At 67.7% G+C, this 21158-nt stretch carries 20 protein-coding genes; 14 read left to right on the top strand and 6 right to left on the bottom strand.

The genetic code is table 11. From position 1 onward, the window contains the following. Window positions 1-23 precede the first annotated feature (23 nt). Window positions 24-839 (top strand): siderophore-interacting protein, encoded by an 816-nt coding sequence (locus ACUDP5_RS26650; protein WP_445657656.1) that lies wholly within the window; start codon window positions 24-26, stop codon window positions 837-839. A gap of 65 nt (window positions 840-904) precedes the next feature. Here the strand turns inward: ACUDP5_RS26650 and ACUDP5_RS26645 are convergent, their stop codons facing one another. After that, on the bottom strand, window positions 905-1783 hold the full coding sequence (locus ACUDP5_RS26645; protein WP_263909203.1) for a LysR family transcriptional regulator: 879 nt from the start codon (window positions 1781-1783) through the stop codon (window positions 905-907). A gap of 104 nt (window positions 1784-1887) precedes the next feature. Between ACUDP5_RS26645 and ACUDP5_RS26640 the strand changes: the two genes are divergently transcribed. Continuing rightward, complete coding sequence (locus tag ACUDP5_RS26640) at window positions 1888-2748, top strand: isocitrate lyase/phosphoenolpyruvate mutase family protein (protein WP_263909205.1); 861 nt, start codon at window positions 1888-1890, stop codon at window positions 2746-2748. A 93-nt stretch (window positions 2749-2841) separates the two neighbouring features. Here ACUDP5_RS26640 and ACUDP5_RS26635 read toward each other — a convergent pair whose 3' ends face one another. The 4 genes from ACUDP5_RS26635 to ACUDP5_RS26620 form a co-directional block, all read right to left on the bottom strand. Continuing rightward, on the bottom strand, window positions 2842-5727 hold the full coding sequence (locus ACUDP5_RS26635; RefSeq protein WP_445657655.1) for a WG repeat-containing protein: 2886 nt from the start codon (window positions 5725-5727) through the stop codon (window positions 2842-2844). 2 nt (window positions 5728-5729) lie between these two features. Then, window positions 5730-8792, bottom strand: coding sequence for a WG repeat-containing protein (locus ACUDP5_RS26630; RefSeq protein ID WP_445657654.1), 3063 nt, complete (start codon window positions 8790-8792; stop codon window positions 5730-5732). 94 nt (window positions 8793-8886) lie between these two features. Next, the gene (locus ACUDP5_RS26625; protein WP_445657653.1) at window positions 8887-9438 is read right to left on the bottom strand and encodes an RNA polymerase sigma factor; all 552 of its coding nucleotides are present in this window, start codon (window positions 9436-9438) and stop codon (window positions 8887-8889) included. 291 nt (window positions 9439-9729) lie between these two features. Then, on the bottom strand, window positions 9730-10368 hold the full coding sequence (locus ACUDP5_RS26620; RefSeq protein WP_445657652.1) for a response regulator: 639 nt from the start codon (window positions 10366-10368) through the stop codon (window positions 9730-9732). Between the two features lie 69 nt (window positions 10369-10437). Between ACUDP5_RS26620 and ACUDP5_RS26615 the strand changes: the two genes are divergently transcribed. The 6 genes from ACUDP5_RS26615 to ACUDP5_RS26590 all read left to right on the top strand — a co-directional run bounded on the left by ACUDP5_RS26615 (window position 10438) and on the right by ACUDP5_RS26590 (window position 16319). Next, window positions 10438-11859 (top strand): sensor histidine kinase, encoded by a 1422-nt coding sequence (locus ACUDP5_RS26615; protein ID WP_445657651.1) that lies wholly within the window; start codon window positions 10438-10440, stop codon window positions 11857-11859. An 86-nt stretch (window positions 11860-11945) separates the two neighbouring features. After that, window positions 11946-13208 carry an MFS transporter gene (locus ACUDP5_RS26610; protein ID WP_445657650.1) on the top strand — a complete coding sequence of 421 codons (1263 nt, stop codon included), beginning with the start codon at window positions 11946-11948 and terminating at the stop codon, window positions 13206-13208. 99 nt (window positions 13209-13307) lie between these two features. Beyond that, entirely contained in the window at window positions 13308-13817 is a 510-nt protein-coding gene (locus tag ACUDP5_RS26605; RefSeq protein ID WP_263909220.1) for a hypothetical protein, read from the top strand. A gap of 59 nt (window positions 13818-13876) precedes the next feature. Next, on the top strand, window positions 13877-14152 hold the full coding sequence (locus ACUDP5_RS26600; protein WP_263909222.1) for an Arm DNA-binding domain-containing protein: 276 nt from the start codon (window positions 13877-13879) through the stop codon (window positions 14150-14152). Next, entirely contained in the window at window positions 14149-14697 is a 549-nt protein-coding gene (locus ACUDP5_RS26595; RefSeq protein ID WP_263909224.1) for an ureidoglycolate lyase, read from the top strand. Before ACUDP5_RS26600 ends, ACUDP5_RS26595 begins: the two co-directional genes overlap by 4 nt. A gap of 164 nt (window positions 14698-14861) precedes the next feature. Continuing rightward, window positions 14862-16319 (top strand): DUF1254 domain-containing protein, encoded by a 1458-nt coding sequence (locus ACUDP5_RS26590; RefSeq protein ID WP_445657649.1) that lies wholly within the window; start codon window positions 14862-14864, stop codon window positions 16317-16319. Window positions 16320-16387: 68 nt separating this feature from the next. Here ACUDP5_RS26590 and ACUDP5_RS26585 read toward each other — a convergent pair whose 3' ends face one another. After that, window positions 16388-17083, bottom strand: a complete 696-nt coding sequence (locus ACUDP5_RS26585; RefSeq protein WP_263909228.1) for an XRE family transcriptional regulator — start codon at window positions 17081-17083, stop codon at window positions 16388-16390. Window positions 17084-17353: 270 nt separating this feature from the next. On the opposite strand from ACUDP5_RS26585, the gene ACUDP5_RS26580 reads away from it, so the two are divergent. From ACUDP5_RS26580 to ACUDP5_RS26555, 6 genes are all read left to right on the top strand, one after another. Continuing rightward, window positions 17354-17941, top strand: a complete 588-nt coding sequence (locus ACUDP5_RS26580; RefSeq protein WP_445657648.1) for a hypothetical protein — start codon at window positions 17354-17356, stop codon at window positions 17939-17941. Window positions 17942-18204: 263 nt separating this feature from the next. Then, window positions 18205-18672 (top strand): phage tail tube protein, encoded by a 468-nt coding sequence (locus ACUDP5_RS26575; protein WP_445657647.1) that lies wholly within the window; start codon window positions 18205-18207, stop codon window positions 18670-18672. Between the two features lie 5 nt (window positions 18673-18677). Next, window positions 18678-19151, top strand: a complete 474-nt coding sequence (locus ACUDP5_RS26570) for a phage tail assembly chaperone (protein WP_263909232.1) — start codon at window positions 18678-18680, stop codon at window positions 19149-19151. After that, window positions 19151-19441 (top strand): phage tail assembly protein T, encoded by a 291-nt coding sequence (locus ACUDP5_RS26565; RefSeq protein WP_263909234.1) that lies wholly within the window; start codon window positions 19151-19153, stop codon window positions 19439-19441. The genes ACUDP5_RS26570 and ACUDP5_RS26565 overlap by 1 nt, the downstream gene beginning before the upstream one ends. Window positions 19442-19498: 57 nt before the next feature. Further along, a complete protein-coding gene (locus tag ACUDP5_RS26560; RefSeq protein WP_445657646.1) occupies window positions 19499-20812 on the top strand; it encodes a phage tail tape measure protein in 1314 nt (437 codons plus the stop codon). A 2-nt stretch (window positions 20813-20814) separates the two neighbouring features. Continuing rightward, a complete protein-coding gene (locus ACUDP5_RS26555; protein WP_263909237.1) occupies window positions 20815-21153 on the top strand; it encodes a phage tail protein in 339 nt (112 codons plus the stop codon). The last annotated feature ends 5 nt before the right edge of the window (window positions 21154-21158 follow it).

Here is a 21158-nt window from a genome sequence, read left to right as displayed (position 1 = left end):
CCGTTCATTCCATTGGAGTACCCATGACCCGTAGCGACCTGACTGTCGAACGCGTGCGCCATTCGCTGAAGATGCGCATCCTGACCGTGGCGCGCGTCGAGCGCATCGCGGGCCTGTTGGCCCGCGTCACCTTTACCGGCGAAGACCTGCACGACTTCGTCTCGGCGTCTTTCGACGACCACGTGAAACTGTTTTTCCCCGCCGATCCATCCCAGCCGCCGGCTTTGCCCGAAGTCGGCCCCGACGGCATCAAGTTCCCCGAAGGCGTGCCGCGTCCGGCCGCGCGCGACTACACGCCGCGCCGTTTCGATACGGTCCGCCAGGAACTGGATATCGACTTCGTGCTGCATGGCGATGGGCCTGCGTCCACCTGGGCCGAGCAGGCCGAGGCGGGCCAGCGGCTGGGCATCGGCGGCCCGCGGGGTTCGTTCGTCGTGCCCACGGGCTTTGACTGGCATGTGCTGATCGGCGACGAGACCGCGCTGCCGGCCATCGCGCGCCGCCTGGAGGAACTGCCCGCCACCGCGCAGGCGCTGGTGCTGATCGAGGTGCCTGGCGCCGACAACGAAATCCCGCTGGCTACGCGCGCCCAGGCCAATGTGCGCTGGCTGCATCGCAACGGCACGGCCGCCGGCTACAGCACGTTGTTGCTGGAGGCCGCGCGCGAACTGACGTTGCCGCCGGGCGAGGGCTATACCTGGATCGCGGCGGAATCTGCGGCGGCCAAGGCCGTGCGCGGAATCATGGTGGCCCAGCACGGCATCGACAAGAGCCGCATTCGTGCCGCCAGCTACTGGAAGCGCGGCGCGATAGCGGTGCACGAGTCGCACGAAGACTGACGCAACGCACCCATCGGCCCTGGGCTGTCGTCCCACCGCTGCACATGTCGGCCGCGTGCGGGCGTCTACCCCTGCGCCAGCGCCAGCAGATTGGCCACGCGCCCGCGCGGTGAGTCTTCGCGCACCGCCAGCCCCAGCACCGCGCGCGGCCAATCCAGCGCAAACGGGCGGTACACCACGCCGTCCGGACGCAGATGGCGCAGCGACGCGGGCACGATGGCCACGCCCATGCCCGCGGCCACCAGGTTCACCGCGGACGACAGCTGCGGCGCGCGCTGCCCCGGCAGCGGGTTCAGCCCATGCTGCCGGCAGGCGGCCATGATGTCGGCGCTGAGCCCATAGCCGGACTTGCGCGAATACTGGATGAAGCGTTCCTGCACCAGGTCGGCGGGCGCGAGCCGCTTGCGTCGCGCCAGCGCGTGGCCCAGCGGCAAGGCCACCATCAACGGCTCTTCGGTCAGTTGCAGAAAGCGCAGCCCGCCGTCCATCGCGAAGGGCGGGCGCACGAACGCCGCGTCGATCCTGCCGTCGCGCAGCTGCGCGACCAGCGTTTCGCTGTCGTCCTGCGACAGCGTCATTTCCACGTCGGGATACTGCTGCCGATACAGGCGGATCAGTTCGGTCACGACCGGGTGAAACGACGCCGATTCGGTAAAGCCCAGCGCCAGTTCGCCGACCTCGCCACGCGCGGCGCGCTGTGCCGTCTGCACGGCCGCCTGGGCGCGTTGCAGGATGTCCTGCGCGCATGCCAGGAAGGCGCGGCCCGCGTCGTTCAGGCTGACGCCGCGCCCGCGGCGGTCAAACAGCGGGGTGCCCACTTCTTCTTCCAGTTGCCGGATCTGCTGCGACAACGGCGGCTGCGCCATGCCCAGCTGTTCGGCGGCGCGGGTGAAGTGCTGGGCCTCGGCCGTGGCCACGAAATAGCGCAGGTGACGCAGTTCCATATCGATACCTGAAAAGTACTGATTATCAATTTTCCATATATTGGACATTCTATTGCAGCGGAACGATCATGCAGGCATCGATCTTTCGTTTTCAAGGAATGCACATGGCCCCCTCTCTGACCCCCGGCGCGCGGCTGCGCCAGCTTCTGGCGCAGGACATCGTGGTGGCGCCCGGCGCCTACGACGGGATGTCGGCCCGCCTGGTGACGGCCGCCGGTTTCAATGCGGTGTACGCCAGCGGCGGCGCCATTGCCCGGGCCGCCGGCTACCCGGACATCGGGCTGCTCAGCTTTACCGAGGTGATGGACCGCGTGGAAAAGATCGTCGATGCCAGCGGCCTGCCGGTGGTGGCCGATGCGGATACGGGTTTCGGCGGCTCGGCCAACGTCGAACGTACCGTGCGCATCATGGAGCGCGCCGGCGTGGCTGCCTTTCATATCGAAGACCAGTCATTTCCCAAGCGCTGCGGCCACCTGGACGACAAGAGCCTGGTGGACGCCGGGGAAATGTGCCGCAAGGTGCACATCGCGCGGCAGACGCTGGCCGACGCCGATACCCTGGTGATTGCGCGCACCGATGCCATTGCGGTGGAAGGCTTTGACGCGGCCATCGCGCGCGCCGAGCAATACGTGAAGGCGGGCGCCGACATGGTGTTCGTCGAAGCGCCCGAAACGCTGGAGCAGATCCGCGCCATCGCCGCGCGGTTGCCCGGGCTGAAGCTCATCAACATGTTCTACGGCGGCAAGACGCCGCTGGTGCCGCTGCCCGACCTGGCGGCCATGGGCTATCGCCTGGCGATCATTCCGTCTGACCTGCAGCGTGCAGCCATTCACGCGATGCAGGCCACGCTGGCCGCCATCCGCGAGACGGGCGACAGCCGCGCGCTGGCCGACCGGCTGACCAGCTTCAAGGAACGCGAAGAGATCGTGCAGACGCGCCGCTACCTGGCGCTGGATACGCAGTAACCGCGCGCTGTGGACCGGGCGCGGAACGCCCGGTCACGGCAATGCATCCGGCAGCCGCAGCGCACCCGGTGACTGCGCCGTTGCGACTGCGCGCTAGCGCTGGCAGCGTTGCGGCATCGACAGTGGCCACAGCCGCTGGTTGTACGCACCGTACAGCGTGCGGATGCCACATTCCATGCCGACCCGCGCCACCATGGCGCCTTGCTGATCCAGGATCATCGACATGTCGCGCGTGGACACCACGGCGCGTTGGCCCGAGAACGGCGTAGCGTATTGGTACACCGGCGCGATCGCCAGCTTGCCCTGGCCGTCGGCATAGCCCAGCAGGCCGCCCACGCGGGCCAGGGCCAGGCCGTCGCGTCGCAAGCCCAGGTATTCAAACACCGGGCCATCGGCCACGGCCTTGTCGTTGACGGCGCGCTCGGTGCCGTTGGGCAGCGTCATGACCGCGCGGCCCTCCGAGAAGCCCGAGCCGAAACCGGCCAGCGTCATGCGCGTCTTTCCCGTCAGGTCCGCATAGTGGGTGATGTGCCGGCCCTGCTGCTGGTCGCGCCGTACCAGCCAGGGCGAGCCCGTCGGCCAGCTCCATTCGCCCGCAGGCAGCGTGGCCACGGTCTTGCCGTGTTCGTCGATGAGGCGCGCACCGTCATCGTCGCTGAGCAGCGCGCGGGCGGGCTTGCCCTGGAAGGGCGTGCCGGCGACCGGACCCGGGGCGATCTGCCAGCGGCCGGCGCCGTCCAGGTAGCCGTAGCGGTTGGCGCGGCGGATGGACATCCAGCTGCCCATCGGGGTGTAGCTGGCGTCCTGCACGTCCAGCGCATCGGACGCGTCGGGCGCGATCATCCAGCGCTGCTTCTGGCTGTAGGCCAGGTAGGCGCCGTCGTCGGTGCGCGAGACGTCCATGCCGGACTGGAACGTGGTCAGCGCGCGGCCGGCGGTATTGATGACGGCTTGCGGCCGCTGGTAGTCCTCGCCCTTCCAGCCCGCCTGCGACACCAGCCACAGCTTGTCGCTGACGCGCGTGGCGCCGTGATGGCTGGCCGGCACGACCCACTTGCCTTGCTGGTCGATCACGCCGACCTTGTCCGCGCCCAGGGCGGCCACGGCCTGGCCCTTTTGGAAGACGCCTATGAACTGGAACGCGGGCGCCGACACTTCCTTGCCGGCGATGAAGTCGTACAGGCCCCACGGATCGCCTTCCGCCGCGGTCTTCAGGTAGCGCACCAGGCCGGGCGCCACGACCTCGGCCTCGAAATAGTCGGGCAGGGCGTAGGTCTTGCCGGCGCGGTCGATCAGGCGCGCTTCGCCTTTGGCGTAGATCAGCGCATAGCCATGGCGGAAAGCGCCGATGTGCTGCTGCAAGGGCAGGTCCATCGGCTTGCCGCGCGCATCCAGCAACTGCATGCCGTCTTCGGTCTGCGCGGCGTAGCGCAGTTGGTCGGCGGTGGGCGTGTCGCCGGCTTCGTCTTTCGCGGCGTATTCGTCTTGCGGGCCGTCCAGCGGCAGCACGGCGGTCCACGTCTTGTCGGTGGCCACGCTGCCATCGGCCAGCAGCAGGCCGGCGCTGCTGTCGCCGCACTGGCAGTAGCCCTGGCCCAGCAGGCCCAGTGGGCCGCCGGGCACATCCAGCGGCATGTCGCGCAGTTGCGAACCCTGCGCGGCCGCCAGGGCCTCGGGCTGCAGTATCGCGCGGCCCTCGGCATCCAGTGCATTGAACAGCTCACCGTCTTCGCCGGACAGCCACAGCTTGCCCTGGCGCAGCGCGAGCCGGCTGACATTGGCCAGCCAGGGCGGCGCGGTGTCGCCATGCAGCCACGTGCCCTTGGGCGTGAGCAGCCCGGCGACGCGGCCCGCGGGGTCGCGGAACAGCACGTAGTTGCCTTCATTCTCGGCAGCCGTCATGCCCGTGCCCAGGGTCACGGGTTCGGCGCGGCCCGGCACATAGGCCTTGAGCGTGTCGCCCGTGGCGTAGACCAGCGTGTCGCCGTGCAGCACCGTCGACTGCGCCTCGGCGTCGGTCAAAGTGCCCAGCGGCTGGCCGGCGGCGTCGAGCAGCGCATAGCCGCCGCGCGGCAGCTGCGCGCTCCAGAATGCCTCGCCCACCTTGATGATGCGGCGATAGTCCTTGCCCTGGCCGATGACGTTGCCGGCGGTGTCGATCAGCGCCACCTCGTTTTCACCCTCGGCAAGCGCCAGGGTGTCCTTGGATCGGCGCGAGATGTCCAGGTACTGCGGTTTCACGCGCCAGTTCCAGTCGCTGCCGAGCAGCCCATACCGACCGTTCGCGTCGGCGGCGATGAACAGGTCGGGGCCGTAGCCGGACAGGATGCGGATGTCGTCGGTGGCGTAGCGGCGTTCGCCGGTGTTGGAGCGGTATTCCTCGCGGTAGGTGATGGCCACCTGCGCCGGCTTGCCCTCGCCCAGTTGCACGCTTTGCACGCTGGCATCAAGCGCATCGCCCACGGTGTTGCCGCTGCGGTCGATCAACTGGTATTGGCCATCCCGCGTCACCACCGCCAGCCCCGCTTCGACGAAGTCGGACACGCTGCTGTAGCGCGGCGGCACGGCCATCTTGCCCTTGGCATCGATGAAGCCCCACTTGCCCTTCCAGCGCACCGCGGCCAGGCCATGGTGGAAGTCGCCGACCGCCTCGAATTGCGGATTGATGGCCAGCTTGCCGTTGCCGTCCAGAAAGCCCCAGGCGTGCCGGCGCAGCGATTCGTCGGTGGGGACGCGGTCGATCTCTTCCAGCGCCGACGGCAACAGCACGGCGGCGCGGTTGTCGGACAGCGCGCGGATGCAGCCCAGGGCCGCATTGCCGTGGCCGTCGCGATCCTCGACCATGGCGCTGGTGTTGACGGCCGACGCATCGACGCAGACGCTGCGCGCCTGGCGGTACTGGGCGTGGGCGGACAAAGAGACGCCCAGCGCGGCGAGGGCGCAGGCGAGACGGGTGGCGTGAAACGCGCGTGAGGTCATGGTCATTCTGCTTTGGCGGATGCGGGGACGGGCGCCAGTTCGATCTCGGCGGCTTCGGGGCAGGTCAGCTTTTCGCGCGGCCAGGCCTGGCGCTCTTGCGCGTCCAGCACCACGATTTCGTCGCACAGCTTGCCGAACAACGCGGTGGTCTTGCCCTGGGGGTCGATGAATTCCAGCAGGCGGCCGCGGCGCACCAGCGCGCGTTCGTCCTGGAAGTCGGAGGCCCAGCCGAAGTCCGGCGCGATCACGTAGCGGCCGGTCAGGTCGATGTAGCCGTACTGTTCGCCGGTGCGCTGGGTGCGTTGGGCAAGCGCCCGCCCATTGCGCAGCGGGCCCAGCTTGTCGAAGTAGGGGCCGACGATGCGCTTGCCGTCGGCGTTGATGAAGCCATAGCGGTCGTTCTGGCCGCGATACGGCACGACCCCTTCGCTGGCCTTGCGTTCCTCCAGCGAATACTTGCCCTTGATGCGGGTGATCTCGCGGCCCTGCAGGTCGGTGATGATGCCTTCGGACGTCTCTTCGTCGTCGAACACCAGGCGTTTCATCGACGCCAGCGGCGTGCCGTCGCCGCGCTGCGCAAGCAGCGTCTTGCCGTTTTCGTCCATCAGCCGGTAGCTCTGGCCGTCATAGACGCGGGCCAAGCCCTCGGGCTGCACGAAGAACGGGTTGAATTCACCGTTCACCGCGGCGATCTTCATGTTGCCGCGGGCATCGATCGCGCCATTGCGTGAACGGTATTGCACGTAGATCCAGTCGCCGTACTGTTCCTGGCGGTCAGGGCTGCCTTCCCACAGGCGGGTGGTGCCGCCCTGGCGGTCGAACAGCAGCGTGGCGCCGTCCTGCCCCTGCCCCAGGAAGCGGCCCTGCCGCAGGTCCTGCGGCTTTGCACTCAGCAGCGGGCTGCGCTGGCCGGTGCGCAGGTTGATCAGGCGATAGCTTTCGCGATAGCTGCTGGAAGCCCCCTTGCCGCGGGGTTCGCGCGCCAGCAGGTAGCCATTGCCCAGGTAGTCCAGGTCGTAGCTGCCGGCATAGGTGGCGGGCACCACCCATTTGCCCTGGCGGTCGATGACGCCCCAGCGGTCGTTGTCCTGGGCGTTGGCCCAGTCATCCTTGAATTCCTCGATGCTTTCAAGCGTCGGCTTGACGGCCACGCTGGCGCTGCGAATGTTCCACAGGCCCCAGCGTTGCCGGCGGTTGTCGTCCTGCGTGTAGTAGTAGAGCAGGTCGCCGTCGATCTTTTCGCCGTTGACTTCCACCCGCGCCGGCAGCTTCTGCACCTGGCCGCGCGCATCGATCAGCAACGCCGAGCGGCGGTCCATGCCGGTCGTGCGGGCCCAGGAATACGGGCCGTCGAACCCGCGGATGCCCTCGTAATCGGGCGGCAGCAGCCAGTTGCCTTCCGCGTCGATCAGGCCCACGCCGCGCTGGCGGGTCTTGACCACCAGCGGCGCGCTGGCGTTGTAGGTATTGATGTCGTCCCAATCCGGGTTGGTGACGATCCTGCCGGATGGGGTCAGGATGCCGGACGGCTGCGTGTAGTCGTCGGGGCGCAGCAGCGCCAGGGGCAGTTGGGCGTTGTCTTGCGTGCCGGCCTGGGCCTCGTCCGGTGCGGCGTCGGCTGCGTTCCGGGGCGTGAATTCCGACACCCGGTAGCGGGCCAGGCGCGCCGCGGTGTCGGCGTCCAGCAGCGTCGTGCCGTCTGGCCGGTAGATCTGCACCAGGCTGGCTTCGGTCTGCGTGCCGCTGCCGGTGATGTCGATCGCGGTTGCGGTGTCGGCGGCAGCAGTGGCGGCAGGGACGGCCTGGTCCGAGGCGGCATCCACCGCGGCATCGGCGACGGTGGCGGTGTCCGCGGCGGCGGTGGCCTCTGCGGGAACCGTGTCGGCGGCAGCGGTGGCCTCGGCCGGGGCCGCGGCCGTGGCGTCCGTTTCTTGCGGCGGCCGGACGGCATCGCTGGCGCCATTGGCGGGCGGCGTCGGGGCAAAGGCATACACCCAGGCCAGGCCATTCTTGATCGTCACCTGAGGCATGTGGCCGGGAATCTTGCGCATCTTGCCGTCGGGGAAGACCAGCATCACCGCATCGGCATCGCTCAGGATCTTCCAGCCGTTTCGTTCTTCGACGGCCGCGTAGTTGACCGAGAAGGTGTGCAGCGTGGCCAGCTTGCCATCGAGCAGCAGGGACGGGCCGTCGCCTTTGGACCTGACCAGCCACAGGCCGGGCGCGACCTGTTGCACGTCGCTGTAGCGGGTGTCGGACAGCGGCGTGCCGTCGGGGCGCACGAACATCCAGGTCTCGTCGCGGCGCACGGCGATCGTGTCGCCATCGCGTCGCGGCGGTTCGTGCGAACGCAGCACATCAGGGGCGATGGCCCAGCGGCCTTCGGCATCCAGCAGCCCCCAGGCGCCGCCGTAGCGGGCGCTGCGGCGCTGCGCGGGCAGGTAACCGCCGGTGGTGGGCTTGGACAACGCCATCACGTCGCCCGGCAGCGTCAGGGCGCGTCCGGTCGCCGTGTCGAACAGCCGCGGCGCTTGCGGCACTTCCATGGACGCCAGTTTCTGGCCGGGCTCGAAGCCCCACGAACGCATGCCCAGCTCGAACGTCTTGACGATCTGGCCCTGCCGGTTGACCAGCACGTCGCGCTCGTCCAGTTCGACCAGCGCGGTGCCTTCGGCGTTAAAGCCGGTGGCGCGCGTGAAGCGCGGCTGGATCGCCCACTCGCCGCGGGCATCGATGTAACCCCACAGCTCGCCCTGTTGCACGGCGGCCAGCCCGTTCTGGAAGGATTCGGCTTCCCGGAAGGCGGGCTGTATCGCCATGCGCCCTTGCTTGTCGATGTAGCCCCAGGTGCCGGCCGGGTCGCTCGTCTTGCCGACCTGCACGGCCGCCAGCCCCTCGGCATAGGCGCGGTTGCAGGGCGTGTCCGGGTTGATGGCATAGGTGCTGCCGAGGCACGCGCGCTGCCAGTCTCTGTCGTATTGGGCGCTGGCCGGCGCCGCGTACGAGCCGGCAACGGCCGTAGCGAGCGCCAACAGGCGGAATGAGCGAAGCCGGACGTGCCGCATGGTCGGGTTGCCTGCCAAAAGTGGGGGGAAGGCAGCACTGTAACCAGCAGTAGCAGTCAAAAAACCGAGAAATGTAACGATTAAGAACGAACCGTTAATCGTCCAGCCAGGCACCCTGGGCGCGCATGCGCGAACGGACCAGGGCGCGGGCGCGCGACAGGCGGCTGCGCACGGTGCCCACCGGCAGGCCCAATTGTGCCGCGGCATCCTCGTACGACAGTTCGTCCACGCAGATCAGCACCAGCAATTCGGCCAGGTCGGGCGGCATCGCGGCCAGCGAGCGGTCCAGGATGCGGAGCAACTGCAGCAGCTCGACGCGGTTGGCCGGATCGGCATGCAGGTCCGATTCGTCGGTCAGCGCGTCGTCGCTGACGAAGGTAAAGCGCCGTTCAGGCGAACGCGACAGGTGGTTGCGGATCAGGTTGCGCGCGATGCCGAACAGCCAGGTCGACGGCTTGCTCTCGCCGCGGAACCGGTCGTAGCAACAGGACATCTCGACGAACGCCTGCTGCGTGATGTCGTCGGCATCCGAGCCGTTGCCCACGTGGCGCAGCACGAAGCGTCGCAAGCGTTCGGATTCCTCGCGCACCAGCTGGCTGACCGGGTCGGGTTGGGCGGAGGCGGCGTAACGGAGAGCAGGGTGCATGGTGACGGTGCAACGGTGCATGGACGGGATGCTCGGCACGCCGGGCAAGCGGCGCCTGGCTTGGGCGCGCACCGTCCCGCCGCGGAGCCGGTGCGGTCCGCGCACGTTCTGATGGGCATGAGGGAATTCGGTGCAGGCCTGTGATCTCCCATGGCCCCTCGCAGGAAGAGATCGCAGGACGCTGCGAAATCAGTCTACGTTTGGAAGATTCGGTAGCAAATACGGCGGGCGCCGTATTTTTGGCCAACTTTTTGCGCGGGCAAGGCGCTTGGGTGGCGCGGGGCCGCGCCGTCAGGCGCTGGGCAGGCCCAGCCGAACCGCGTAGGCCACCAGCTCCGCGGTGCTGTGCAGCGTCAGTTTGCGCATCAGGTTTTCGCGATGCTTGCGCGCGGTCAACGGACTGATGTGCAGCGCCTCGCCGATCTGCGCGGACGTGGCGCCTTGCGCGGCCAGCGCCAGCACCTGTTGCTCGCGTCGCGTCAGGGTTTCGGCGGGGGCGGGGGCATGGCTGGGCCGGGCGCGGGCGGGTCGGCGGGCGTGGTCATCGTGCAGGCGCTGGATGGCTGCCATCAGTTCGCGCGAGCTGCCGGTCTTGGCCAGGTAGGCATCGGCGCCGGCCTCCAGGATGGCCTGGCGGCTGCGCGCGTCGGTATTGGCGGTGAGCACCATGATGTACAGCGCCGGGTGGCGTTCGCGCAGGGCGCGCACCCAGCCCGACCCCGCCACGCCGGGCATGCCCAGGTCCAGCACCAGCACGTCGGCGCCATGGGCGGCCAGCAGGGCCAGCACCTGTTCGCCGGTTGCCGCTTCATCCACCGACCCGATCAGGTTGGCCGCCTGGTGCATGACCATTTTCAAGCCCTCGCGCACGATGCCGTGGTCATCGGCCAGCAGGACGCGCAGCAGGGGAGGTGGCAGGGGCAGGGTCATGGAGGGCGGGAGGGGGCGCCGCAAGGTTGTGTCAGAATGATGCGTCATTATAGGGACCGATCCAGGCGCATGACCGACCCCGCCGCGCTGCCCCCACCTCGCTCGCCAGGCGAGCCTTTTTCCGGCACGCCGGGCGGCACGGCGCCCGATGTCGCCGATGCCATCGCGGCCGAGCTGGCCGCGCTGCTCTACCAGCAATCCCATGGCGTGCTGTTCGCCAACTTCGCTGTCGTCGTGCCCGTGGCCTATGTCATGCACGGCAGCGTGCCGACCTGGCTGCTGGCGTCGTGGGTCGCCATTGTCTATGTGCTGACCTTGCTGCGGGTGGCTGTCAGCCACCGCTTTGCGCGGCGCGGCCCCGGGCCGTTGCGGCCCTGGGTTCGGGGTTTCTGCCTGCTGTCCTGGACGTCAGGCCTGCTATGGGGGCTGGCGGGCGTGGCGGCGGTGCTGTCAGGGCAGGACATGCTGCTGGCTTTCGGCTGCGTCATGCTGGCCGGCATGTGCAGCGGCGCCGTGCCATCGCTGTCGGCCTACCCGCCCGCGTACACGGGGTCGGCGCTGGGCATGGTGGCGCCCTTCATCATCGCCTGCCTCGCGGCGGCCGACGGCCTGCACCTGGTGTATGCGGCCTTCGGCGTCTGCCTGTTGGGGGTCAACCTGTACTACAGCGCCGTCACCTATCGCAGCTTGCAGACCACGGTGGCGCTGCGCTTCGAGAACACGGCCCTGATCCACAGCCTGGAGCGTGAACGCGATCGGGTGGCCGCGGCCGACCGCGCCAAGACCCGTTTCCTGGCCGCCGCGGGGCACGACCTGCGCCAGCCGGTGCACGCCCTGGGCATGTTCACCGATGTGCTGGCCAGCCGCGCCGAACAGGGCAGCGTCACGCCACAGGACGCGCTGCAGGTGGCCCGCCGTCAGCAGACCGTGCTGGACGGCCTGAACCGCCTGCTCGACGGCCTGCTGGACCTGTCGCGCATGGACGCGCATGCGCTGCGGGTGGAACGCCAGGCGGTGGCGCTGGACTCCCTGTTCGACGATATGCGCCAGGACTTCGAACCCCAGGCGCGCACGCGCGGCCTGCGCTTGTCGGTGCTGCCCACCGCCGTCGTGGTCGACACCGACCCCGCCTTGCTGCGCCGCATCCTCGACAACCTGCTGGGCAATGCGCTGCAGTACACGGCCACGGGCGGTGTGCTGCTGGCGGCACGGCGGCGGCGCGGTGGCGTGCTGATCCAGGTATGGGATACCGGCGTGGGCATCGCGCCCGAGCGGCAGGAATCCGTTTTCGCCGAATTCACGCGCGGCGACGCGGCCCCGGCCGCGGCCATGGCGGGCCAGGGCCTGGGCTTGGGGCTGGCGATCGTTCGACGGCTGGCAGGGTTGCTGCACGGCTACATTTCGCTGCGGTCGGTGCCCGGCAAGGGGTCGGTGTTCTCGTTGTGGCTGCCGGCTGGCATTCCCGCCGCGCATGCCGCCGACGAAAATTAATCAGTTGAACGCCGGCGGCAGCGGCCCTGTAATAGCGCAAGCTGCCCGCCCGCGCGGGTGTTGACGTTTCCCACCCGAGGTCCGCCATGCCTGCCGCTCCGTCCGCCACGCCCGTTCATCCCGCCACCGTGCGCCGCCTGTGGGTCATGGTATTGGCCGGCGGCATCGTCATGGGCCTGGCGCTGGGCGTGCGGCACGTGCAGGGCCTGTTCCTCTTGCCCATCACGATGGACCGCGGCTGGTCGCGCGAGACCTTCGCCATGGCGCTGGCGGTGCAGAACCTGACCTGGGGCGTGGTGCAGCCGTTCACCGGCATGATCGCCGACCGCTACGGTTCGGCCAAGGTCGTCCTGGGCGGTCTCGTGTGCTACGCCGTGGGGTTGTTCGGCATGGCCCACGCCGCCAGTCCGGCGGCCTTCATGTGGACCGCCGGCATCTGCATCGGCATCGCGTTGTCGGGCACCGCGTTCGCCGTCATCTACGGCGTGCTCAGCCGCCTGGTGCCGCCGGAAAAACGCGGTTGGGCGCTGGGCATGGCCGGCGCGATCGGCGGGCTGGGGCAGTTCACCCTGGTGCCCGCCGCGCAATGGCTGATCGGCGGCTGGGGATGGGTCAGCGCGCTGCTGACCTTCGCGGTGGTGCTGGCGGTGGTGCTGCCGCTGGCCTGGCCCTTGAAGGACACCGCACGTCGGGCGGCGCCGGCCGCCACCGGGGCGTCCGCCACGCCTGCCGACCTGCCCATGGGGGCGGCCATTCGCGAAGCCTTCGCCCAGCCCGGCTTCTGGTTGCTGAACCTGGGCTTTCTGGCTTGCGGCTTCCAACTGGCGTTCATCGGCACCCACCTGCCGGCCTACCTGATGGACAAGGGCCTGCGCGCGGCCGACGCCGTCGCGGCCCTGGCCATCATCGCGCTGACCAATGTCATCGGCACCTATGTCTGCGGCATCCTGGGCGCGCACCACCGCCGCAAATACCTGCTGGCCGGCATTTACCTGCTGCGTACCGCCGCCATGGCGCTGTTCTTCCTGCTGCCGCTGTCCACCTGGTCGGTGTATGCCTTCGCGGCGGTCATGGGCTTCGTGTGGCTGGGCACGGTGCCCCTCACCAACGGCCTGATCTCGCAGGTGTTCGGCGTGCGCTACATCACCACGCTGTTCGGCTTTGTCTTCTTTGGCCATCAGGTCGGGTCTTTCCTGGGCGTGTGGCTGGGCGGCGTGGTGTTCGAAACCACCCATTCCTACGACCTGATCTGGCTGGGCGCCATGGCGCTGGGGGTGCTGGCGGCGGCGCTGCACTGGCCCATCGACGACCGCGAGCTGCCGCGCGTGCGGGCGGCAATGGCCGGCTGAAGGCGCCAAGGGCGCGCGCCGGGCGGGCGCAACGCCAATCCGCGCTATAACCTTGCGGTGCGCCGCGCTGGCGCGGACCGTTGCGGCAAGGAGCCCGACATGCAGATTCAATCCCGTTGGCTGTTCCCCTGCGAACCGCGCCATGTCTGGCCGCATTTCCTGCATGCCCGCATGGACGACAACCGTCCGCTGCTGTTTCGGCTGGGCGTGCCCAAGCCGATCAGCTGCAAGGTGCTGGAAGGCGTGGCGGCCGTGGGCAACACCCGTCAGTGCACCACCGACCGCGGCACCATCGACCAGCGCATCCTGATATTGCAGCCCGACGAACGCTTGCGCTATCAGATGCAGCAGAGCACCGTGTGGTGCGCGGACTGGGTCGGCAAGCTGGTGGATACCTTTGAGCTGCGCGCAGTGCCGGGACAGGGCACCGAAGTGCGCCGGACCACCCAGTTCGAGGCCGCGGGCAGCCTGCGCTGGATCAAGCAGGTCAGCCTCTGGGCTGGCTTGCGCCAGGCGCACGCCTACGCCAGCCGCAACTGGCGCCGGCTGGCCTTGCAGGCGCAGGCCTCGGAAGCGCAGGCCGCACCTGGCAGCGTCGCAGCGCGCTGACCGCCGCATGTGATCAACCCTGCGCATGTGATCAACCCCGCATCGGAGCAACGACAGGCATGAACAAAGGATTCGACGGCGTGCGGCCGGCTTCCGAATCGTCCATCGAGATCGGCTTTTTCTACCAGGGCCGGCATTGCGTGGAACGCATCCGCGTCAAGCCCACCGCCGCCAACCTGAAACGCGCGACCGCGCGGCGTGCCGCCATCCTGGCCGCCATCGCCCGCGGCGACTTCGACTACGACGCTGAATTTCCCAAGCGCGCCGCGTCCAACCTGCGCGCGCAATCGCAATCTTCCCTGCCTTCAACCCCTTCCGCCAAGGACGACGCATGACCCGCGCTGCCGCATTGCCTGTATACGACCTGACCGACGATGCCTTCAAGCCCTACGGCTGGATGCTGGGCAAGCCGATTCCGCAGGGCAACGGTGTGCCGCTCTTTACCAACGACGCCACCGATTTCTGGCAAGAGCACGTGTTCAACACCGGCGCGGGAGGGGACGCGGAAGTGCTGTGGGTCAATTACCGCAGCGCGTCGGCCGATATCGCCAGCCTGGAAAAGCACTTGCTGACGCAACAAGCCATCGTGCCGCTGACAGGCAGCATCATCCAGGTCGTGGCGCGCAGCGCGGCGGACGGCAGCCCGGACCTGTCCACGCTGGCCGCCTTTCATGTGGCCCAGGGGCAGGGCGTCTGCATGCGGCCCGGCTGCTGGCACGCAACCCGCGTGGCCGACACCGAGGTCACCTGCCTGATGCTGACCCGCCGGTCCACCACCGTGGACTTGATCCAGCACCTGACCACCGACGCCGCGGCCACCGAAAGCGCCATCACGCCGATTCCGCTGGCCCGGCTGGAAGGCTTGCCGCTGCCGGGGTGAGCGCGTCTGGGGTCGAGGAATCAGACGACAGGTAGTGCGATTGAGGGGGCGCTGTTTCACTATGGTCACAAAAAGTGTGCCAGAATTTCGACCACCCTTTTGTCTTGCCCGCGACGCTGCCGCCATCTGGGCGTTGCCAACATCCGCCCATGTTGGAGCATCGAATGCGCGACCGCCTGGTTGGCACTGCCCTTCTTTCCACCCTTCGCGGCATGGCCGGCGTGGCGCTGGCCGCCACCCTGGCCGGATGCAGCTTCACGTCGCCCGACGCGGCAACGGGGTCTCAGTTCGTGGGCATCGACGGCGTCTCGGCACCTGAAGCACGTCGCATCGCCAAAGAGGCCTACGTCTACGGCTACCCCATGGTCGCCAGCTACCAGGCCCTGTACGCCACGAACATCGATTCCGCCAGCCCGCAGTATCGCGGCCCTTTCAACACGCTGCACCTTGATGCGCGGGGGGGCACGCCGGAAGACGCCGGCCTCGCGGCGCCCGATCTCGACACCGCCAGGTCGTCCGCCGTGCTGGATCTGCGGGCCGAGCCGGTCGTCATCAGCGTTCCTCCCATGGAATCGCGGCGCTACTTCGCGCTGCAGCTGACTGACCTGTACGGCCAGAACTTTGCCTATATCGGCAGCCGCGCCACGGGCAATGGCGGCGGCCATTTCCTGATCGCAGGTCCCCGCTGGAAAGGCACGGCGCCCAAGCACGTTTCCAAGGTCATCGTCGCCGAAACCGAGCTGGTCACGCTTTCCGGGCGCACCCTGCTGTTTTCCTCGGCCGACCTCGCGAACGTCAAGCGCATCCAGGCGGGCTACAAGCTCCAGCCCTTGTCGGCCTTCCTGAAAAAGGCCGCGCCGCCCGCGCCGGCGCCGGTCGCCTGGATCGTGCCGGAAGCCCCCGCCCAGATGCGCAGCTCGCTCGAGTTCTACAACCAGCTGGCATTCCTGCTGCAGTTCGCGCCTGTCGAGCACAGCGAAAAAACGCTGCGCCGGCGCCTGGACAGCCTGCGCATCCGGCCGGGGGATCCGGTCGTGACCGATCGCATGAACCCCCGCCTGCGCCAGATGATGCAGGAAGGCATGCACGACGGCCAGAACGACATCGACAAGCGCCGCGTGGCGCTGGCCGGCAAGACCGATACGCTGTTCGCCGACCGTCGTACCTTCAAGAACGATTACCTGGCGCGTGCCGCCGGCGCCCAGGTCGACCTGGGCGGCAGCAGCCGCGAAGAAGTGCTGGCGCCGGTACTCGAACAAGACAGCGCCGGGCAGCCGCTGGATGGCACGCGCGCCTACACGTTGCGCTTTGCCCCGAAAAGCCTGCCGCCGGTCAATGCCTACTGGTCGGTCACGCTGTATCGACTGCCCGGGCAAACGCTGGTGCCCAACGCCGCCAAGCGCTACACGATCAACGCGTCAATGCTGTCGTCGCTCAAGCGCGACCGCGATGGCGGCATCACGCTCGCCCTGCAACCGTCGTCGCCCGGCAAGGGCCACGAGGCCAATTGGCTACCCACGCCACCGGGGCCGTTCGTGGTGGCGCTGCGTTATTACTGGCCCAAGCCCGCGTTACGGGATGGCACGTGGCAAACCCCCCAGCCGCAGCGGGTGGCGCAGTAGGGCGGCGAATCGCCGAATGCCTCACGCAAGCCCGCGCGCATCAGATCGTGCCTGTCTGATCGCGCGCCTCAGAAATCGTCGCTGCGCCACACCTTCAGCACACGCCCGAAAATCTGCAGGTCCATGTCTTCGGTGATGTCCCAGGCGTCGTACTTGGTGTTCTCGGATTTGGCGCGAATCAGCAACCCCCGCGCGCTGGGAATGCGTTGCAGCCGCTTGATGAAGCCTTCGTTGCCCACCCGAAAGAAATAGATGCCATCGATGTCGGCCTTGGCCACGCCCAGGTCCACCAGCAGCGGATCGCCGGGGTTGTACATGGGCCGCATGCTGTCGCCGAAACCCGTCACGACGCACAGGTTGCTGACCGAGGTGTAGTGCCGCAGGTTCTTGTGCAGCCATTCCTGGCTGACGCGCAGGCTTTGAATCACGCCTGGCTGGTCGCGCAGTTCGACCCCCGCGCCCATGGCACCGCCGGTATCGAAGCGCGGGATGCGCAAATCGTCGGCCAGGCCGTCGTCCAGGCGCAGCAGGGTGTCGGGCGCGGACAGCACCGTATCGGGCGGATATTGCGCCGCTTCGTCCAGCAATTGTTCCAGCGACAGCCCCAACCCGGCGGCCAGCCGGGCCGCGTATTTCGAGCGTTCGCTGTCGCGCCCTTCGAGGGCGGCGATGGTGCCCACGCCCACGCCCGTGCGGGCTTCCAGCTGTTCCAGGGTGAGACCGAGCGCGGCGCGATAGCGCCTGATTTGTTTTCCGAGAGCCATGGTGCGGACGCTAAACAGTTGTGGAATGTTGTGCAACAACAAGTGTTGAAAAGGCGATTATACACTTGTAGAATTCCAGGTATGAATTACCCAAAACGCGTGCTGTTATCAGACGGAAGCGTAGGTAGCGTTTCGCTACCAGAAGACTTCTCCCGACAATCTTTCCGACCGGCGGCGCAGCCGGTCCGCGCACCAGGCGCCCGCGCGGCGCACTCCCGGGACAGCCAGGCGGCTTACCCCGGCAACGAACTCAACGGCAAGGAGCGGCATATGGATCAGGCAGCAAACATGGCATTGCGGGCACCGCAAGGCTGGGCAGTGGCGGCATCGCAGGCGGGGGCCGCGATTGCGCGCTCGTTCGCCGCGCGGCCGGCGGGCAACGCGGACCGCACGGCCCGCGCAAGCATTCAGAAGGGGCAGGGCATGACGCGAGAAGAATCGGACCAGGTCGAAGCACTGATCATGGAGTGGTACCACTGGAGCCGCGGCTACCGGCCCAAGCTGGGCGTGGGCCGCGTATCGGCATTCGCGCGGGGCATGGTGCCCGACGACGCCTACGTCGACGACGAAGACATCGATGCACGCCTGACCGCCGCGCGCGGCGAGCAGACCGAATTGTGCATCGACGAACTGCCCTGGCAGCAACGCTCGGCCATCGGCGTGCACGCAGGCAACAAGGCCGCCGGCGCGCGCGTGTTCAGCAACCCGCGCATGACGCCCGAGCAGCAGCATGCCGCCTACCAGGAGGCCAAGGCCGCACTCTTGCCCGCCCTGCGTCGTCGTTCGCTGGTGACCGCGCCGCAAGTGCGACACGCAGATCGCGCCAGCGCTTGCAGCCCGTCCAAGGCCCGCGCATAATTCAGTCGTCGGGGCAAGTTGCGCCCGAAGAAAACCCACCCGCTGGCCTACACGAAACCCGTGCTTGCCCGCGGGTTTTTTCTTTTCAGAACATGTGCAATGCCAGTCCCGCGCAGTGGGCGGGCGGCGCTGCTTCGACACTTCATCCTCAACACGCTGATCAGGCCCCGTGGCATTCGCCACGGGGCCTTTTTCATGGCCGCGCCGACCCTCGGGGTGGCCACAGTTGCCCGCCATCGGCGGGCTTTTTTCTGGAGTCTGCAATGGCAGGTACTACCGTTTCGCAATTCGTTCAAACCCAGGGCACGCAGCTGGACGTGTCCACCACGGCCACCGAAGACCTGGGCGCCGCTGGCCTGACCTACGCCGATCTGGCGATCACCATCAAGGATCCGAACTTCCAGGGCGGCCAGACCACCGAGATCGACGTCACCGTGCTCAAGTCCACTGCCAAGGAATATGCCCTGGGCCTGGACGACAGCGGCACCTTCAGCATGGCCGGCAACTGGAAGGCCGGTGACCCCGCCCAGAAGGCGCTGGTGGCCGCGCGCAGCGACAAGAAGACCCGCGCGTTCCGCGTGACCTTCGCCGACGGCGCCAAGTTCGAGTTCCTCGGCCTGGTCACGCAGTACCAGTGGCAAGGCCAGCTGGACAACGTCGTGTCCGCCACGTTCAACGTGCGCGTCACTGGCGCCGTCAAGCTGACCGACGCACCCGCCAACGGGGGCTGAGCGCCATGACGGACACGTCGATCAATCCCCTGGCTCGCGCAGCGGGCCTGCGCGGCCTGGCCGCCGATCCCCTGGCTGGTTTCCATCATGAAACCGTCACCGTGCCGCAATGGCAGGACGCGCGCGTCATCGTGCGCGCGCCCAGCGCCGGCGACCATCTGTTCCACATCCGCGCCATCTGGGCGGCCGCGGGCGTGGTGCCGGGCGAAGACAACGACACTGTGCGCGCCAAGCTTGATGCGCCGGGCGTGGATTACACCCGCGCCTCGGCCAGCCTGCTGGTGCGCACCCTGTTCGAGCAGACCGCCAATGGTCCGCAGCGTGTCTTTCGCGACGAAGACGTGGACATCGTCGCGGCGGCCTACGGGCTGGCGCACGCCACGCTGGTGGCCAAGGCGATCGAACTGGGCAACCTTGGGGAGGGGGCGCAGGAGCGCGCAAAAAAGCCCTCCAGGAAACGCCAGACCTCCGTTTCCTGATGGTCCTGGCGCTTCGGCTGGGGCGCACGCTGGGCGAGTTGATGCAGGCCATCGACACCCATGAACTGTCGCTGTGGCGCGAACTGGACCGCACGTCTCCCCTGGGCGACGAACGGGCCGACCTGCTCGCCGCCAGCCTGGCCGCCACGGTGGCGCAGGCTGCCGGCGCCAAGGTGCGCGCCACCGACATGCTGGTGCGCTGGGGCGCCGACGATGCGGAACCGCCGGCCGAGGCCGGTGCGGACGCGTTGAAGGCGTTCCTGCTGTCGAAGGTCAAGAAGGGGTCTTGACGACGTGTCCGGCCCGCGCAAGCGGGCCGGAGGCGGATTTATAAGAGGTGAAAGACCATGGAAAGTAACAAGACAGCGGCGCAGCTGGCTGCGGAAAACCTGGCGCTCAAGCAGCAGAACGATCTGCTGGCTCGCAACATCGGAGCCCAGAAAGCGCGCTGCAGTGAATTGGCGAAGGCCGCGACGGCTGGCACGAAAGACAACACTGTCACCAAGCTCGGCACCACTGAAAAGGCAAGGGCAACGCTGGCGTTGAAGCAGAACGCCGAAGCGGTCAAATCGGCCGTAGTCGAGCAGGTGCTTGCCGACCAGAAGCGCACCGCGGCGTATATGAGCCTGAAGTCCGAGACCGGCAAGATGCTGTACGAGACGGAATTCGGCAAGTACGCGGGCGAGAGCGAGCCTGACAAGGATCGGCTGATCGAAGGGGCGACGCGTCTGGACAAGCGCCAGGAGCAGATGAAGATGAGCGATTACATCGCAAGTCTGAAAACCGCGGAGACTGCAAAAGCCGAGAAGGACCAAAAAATGGCGGCGCTGGACCAGGCCCTGCGAGACGGCAGGCTGGATCAGGGCACGTACGACAAGGAAAGACGGAATCTCGGCTTCAGGAAGGACGGCGATTTCATGCTGGACCTGAATGACAAGCTGGTCGAATCCGCGCGCACCAGCGCAGGCAAGATCCAGGACGTGCTGGGCACGAAGATGTATGACTTCGTGGCCGAGAAGTTCGACAAGATGGGGCTGTCCTTCTTGAACAACGTCGCCAAGATGGTGACATCGGCAGCCTCGGCCAAGCTGATGGAAACGCTGTTCGGCAGCAATTTCATGAAGAACGAGAACGGTGGCGGCCTAGGCGGCTGGATCAGCACGGCGGGCAATTTCATCTCCGGTCTGTTCGGAGGCGGGGGCGCCGCCGCCCAGGGAGCAATTTCTGTGGGAAGCAATTTCGTTTCCGGCGGGACCGCGCTTTCGTCGTTTTCATCGCTTTTCCCCAGCGCCAAAGGCAACGCCTTCACCAACGGCATGGTCAGCAGCCCGGTCGCCTTCCCCATGGGCGTCATGGGCGAAGCCGGCCCCGAAGCCATCATGCCGCTGCATCGCGGCGCTGACGGCTCGCTGGGCATTCGCGCGGCCTTCCCGAACGTAGCCGGCGACACCGGCCAGATGGGCGGCGGGGTCGCCGTCAACGTCTATGTGCAGGACGGCAACGTCAATTCGGAAACCGAGTCGGGCGAAGGCGGCTGGAAGCAGTTCGGCCAGCAGATCGGCGAATACGTCAACCAACTGGTCGACCGTCGCATGACGCAGTCGTATCGACAGGGTGGCCTGGCATGGCAGGCCAGCAACAACCGTTTAGCAGGGGCTTGAACATGGCAATCGAAACCTTCACCTGGTCGCCGCGCGTGAATCCACAGGGCCGGACCAAGTTCCGCGTGCTGAACGTGCAGTTCGGCGATGGCTACAGCCAGTCGGCGGCCGATGGCATCAACAACAAGGTCGCGTCCTGGCCGTTGCAGTTCGCAGGCTCGGCAGCACAGATCAGTCCGATCATCGCCTTCCTGGACAGGCACCACGGCTATCGCGGATTCCAGTGGCAGCCGCCGCTTGGCGAGCCGGGGTTCTACTCCGCGACGGATTACGACCTGACGGCGCTAGGCGGCGAGATGTACACGCTGGCCGTCACCTTCCAACAAGTCTTCAGGCCTTGAACACT

The sequence above is a fragment of the Achromobacter sp. NCFB-sbj8-Ac1-l genome (genome assembly GCF_052695805.1).
This window is presented reverse-complemented; position numbering and strand designations above follow the sequence as displayed.

What these genes read in the sequence shown, in the direction of transcription:
- ACUDP5_RS26560 (WP_445657646.1), top strand. Translation starts at nt 19,499, where the DNA reads ATGGAAAGTAACAAGACAGCGGCGCAGCTGGCTGCGGAAAACCTGGCG.
- ACUDP5_RS26585 (WP_263909228.1), bottom strand. Translation starts at nt 17,083, where the DNA reads ATGGCTCTCGGAAAACAAATCAGGCGCTATCGCGCCGCGCTCGGTCTC.
- ACUDP5_RS26580 (WP_445657648.1), top strand. Translation starts at nt 17,354, where the DNA reads ATGGATCAGGCAGCAAACATGGCATTGCGGGCACCGCAAGGCTGGGCA.
- ACUDP5_RS26635 (WP_445657655.1), bottom strand. Translation starts at nt 5,727, where the DNA reads ATGACCTCACGCGCGTTTCACGCCACCCGTCTCGCCTGCGCCCTCGCC.
- ACUDP5_RS26650 (WP_445657656.1), top strand. Translation starts at nt 24, where the DNA reads ATGACCCGTAGCGACCTGACTGTCGAACGCGTGCGCCATTCGCTGAAG.
- ACUDP5_RS26590 (WP_445657649.1), top strand. Translation starts at nt 14,862, where the DNA reads ATGCGCGACCGCCTGGTTGGCACTGCCCTTCTTTCCACCCTTCGCGGC.
- ACUDP5_RS26575 (WP_445657647.1), top strand. Translation starts at nt 18,205, where the DNA reads ATGGCAGGTACTACCGTTTCGCAATTCGTTCAAACCCAGGGCACGCAG.
- ACUDP5_RS26610 (WP_445657650.1), top strand. Translation starts at nt 11,946, where the DNA reads ATGCCTGCCGCTCCGTCCGCCACGCCCGTTCATCCCGCCACCGTGCGC.
- ACUDP5_RS26645 (WP_263909203.1), bottom strand. Translation starts at nt 1,783, where the DNA reads ATGGAACTGCGTCACCTGCGCTATTTCGTGGCCACGGCCGAGGCCCAG.
- ACUDP5_RS26620 (WP_445657652.1), bottom strand. Translation starts at nt 10,368, where the DNA reads ATGACCCTGCCCCTGCCACCTCCCCTGCTGCGCGTCCTGCTGGCCGAT.
- ACUDP5_RS26640 (WP_263909205.1), top strand. Translation starts at nt 1,888, where the DNA reads ATGGCCCCCTCTCTGACCCCCGGCGCGCGGCTGCGCCAGCTTCTGGCG.
- ACUDP5_RS26625 (WP_445657653.1), bottom strand. Translation starts at nt 9,438, where the DNA reads ATGCACCCTGCTCTCCGTTACGCCGCCTCCGCCCAACCCGACCCGGTC.
- ACUDP5_RS26600 (WP_263909222.1), top strand. Translation starts at nt 13,877, where the DNA reads ATGAACAAAGGATTCGACGGCGTGCGGCCGGCTTCCGAATCGTCCATC.
- ACUDP5_RS26630 (WP_445657654.1), bottom strand. Translation starts at nt 8,792, where the DNA reads ATGCGGCACGTCCGGCTTCGCTCATTCCGCCTGTTGGCGCTCGCTACG.
- ACUDP5_RS26605 (WP_263909220.1), top strand. Translation starts at nt 13,308, where the DNA reads ATGCAGATTCAATCCCGTTGGCTGTTCCCCTGCGAACCGCGCCATGTC.
- ACUDP5_RS26555 (WP_263909237.1), top strand. Translation starts at nt 20,815, where the DNA reads ATGGCAATCGAAACCTTCACCTGGTCGCCGCGCGTGAATCCACAGGGC.
- ACUDP5_RS26595 (WP_263909224.1), top strand. Translation starts at nt 14,149, where the DNA reads ATGACCCGCGCTGCCGCATTGCCTGTATACGACCTGACCGACGATGCC.
- ACUDP5_RS26565 (WP_263909234.1), top strand. Translation starts at nt 19,151, where the DNA reads ATGGTCCTGGCGCTTCGGCTGGGGCGCACGCTGGGCGAGTTGATGCAG.
- ACUDP5_RS26615 (WP_445657651.1), top strand. Translation starts at nt 10,438, where the DNA reads ATGACCGACCCCGCCGCGCTGCCCCCACCTCGCTCGCCAGGCGAGCCT.
- ACUDP5_RS26570 (WP_263909232.1), top strand. Translation starts at nt 18,678, where the DNA reads ATGACGGACACGTCGATCAATCCCCTGGCTCGCGCAGCGGGCCTGCGC.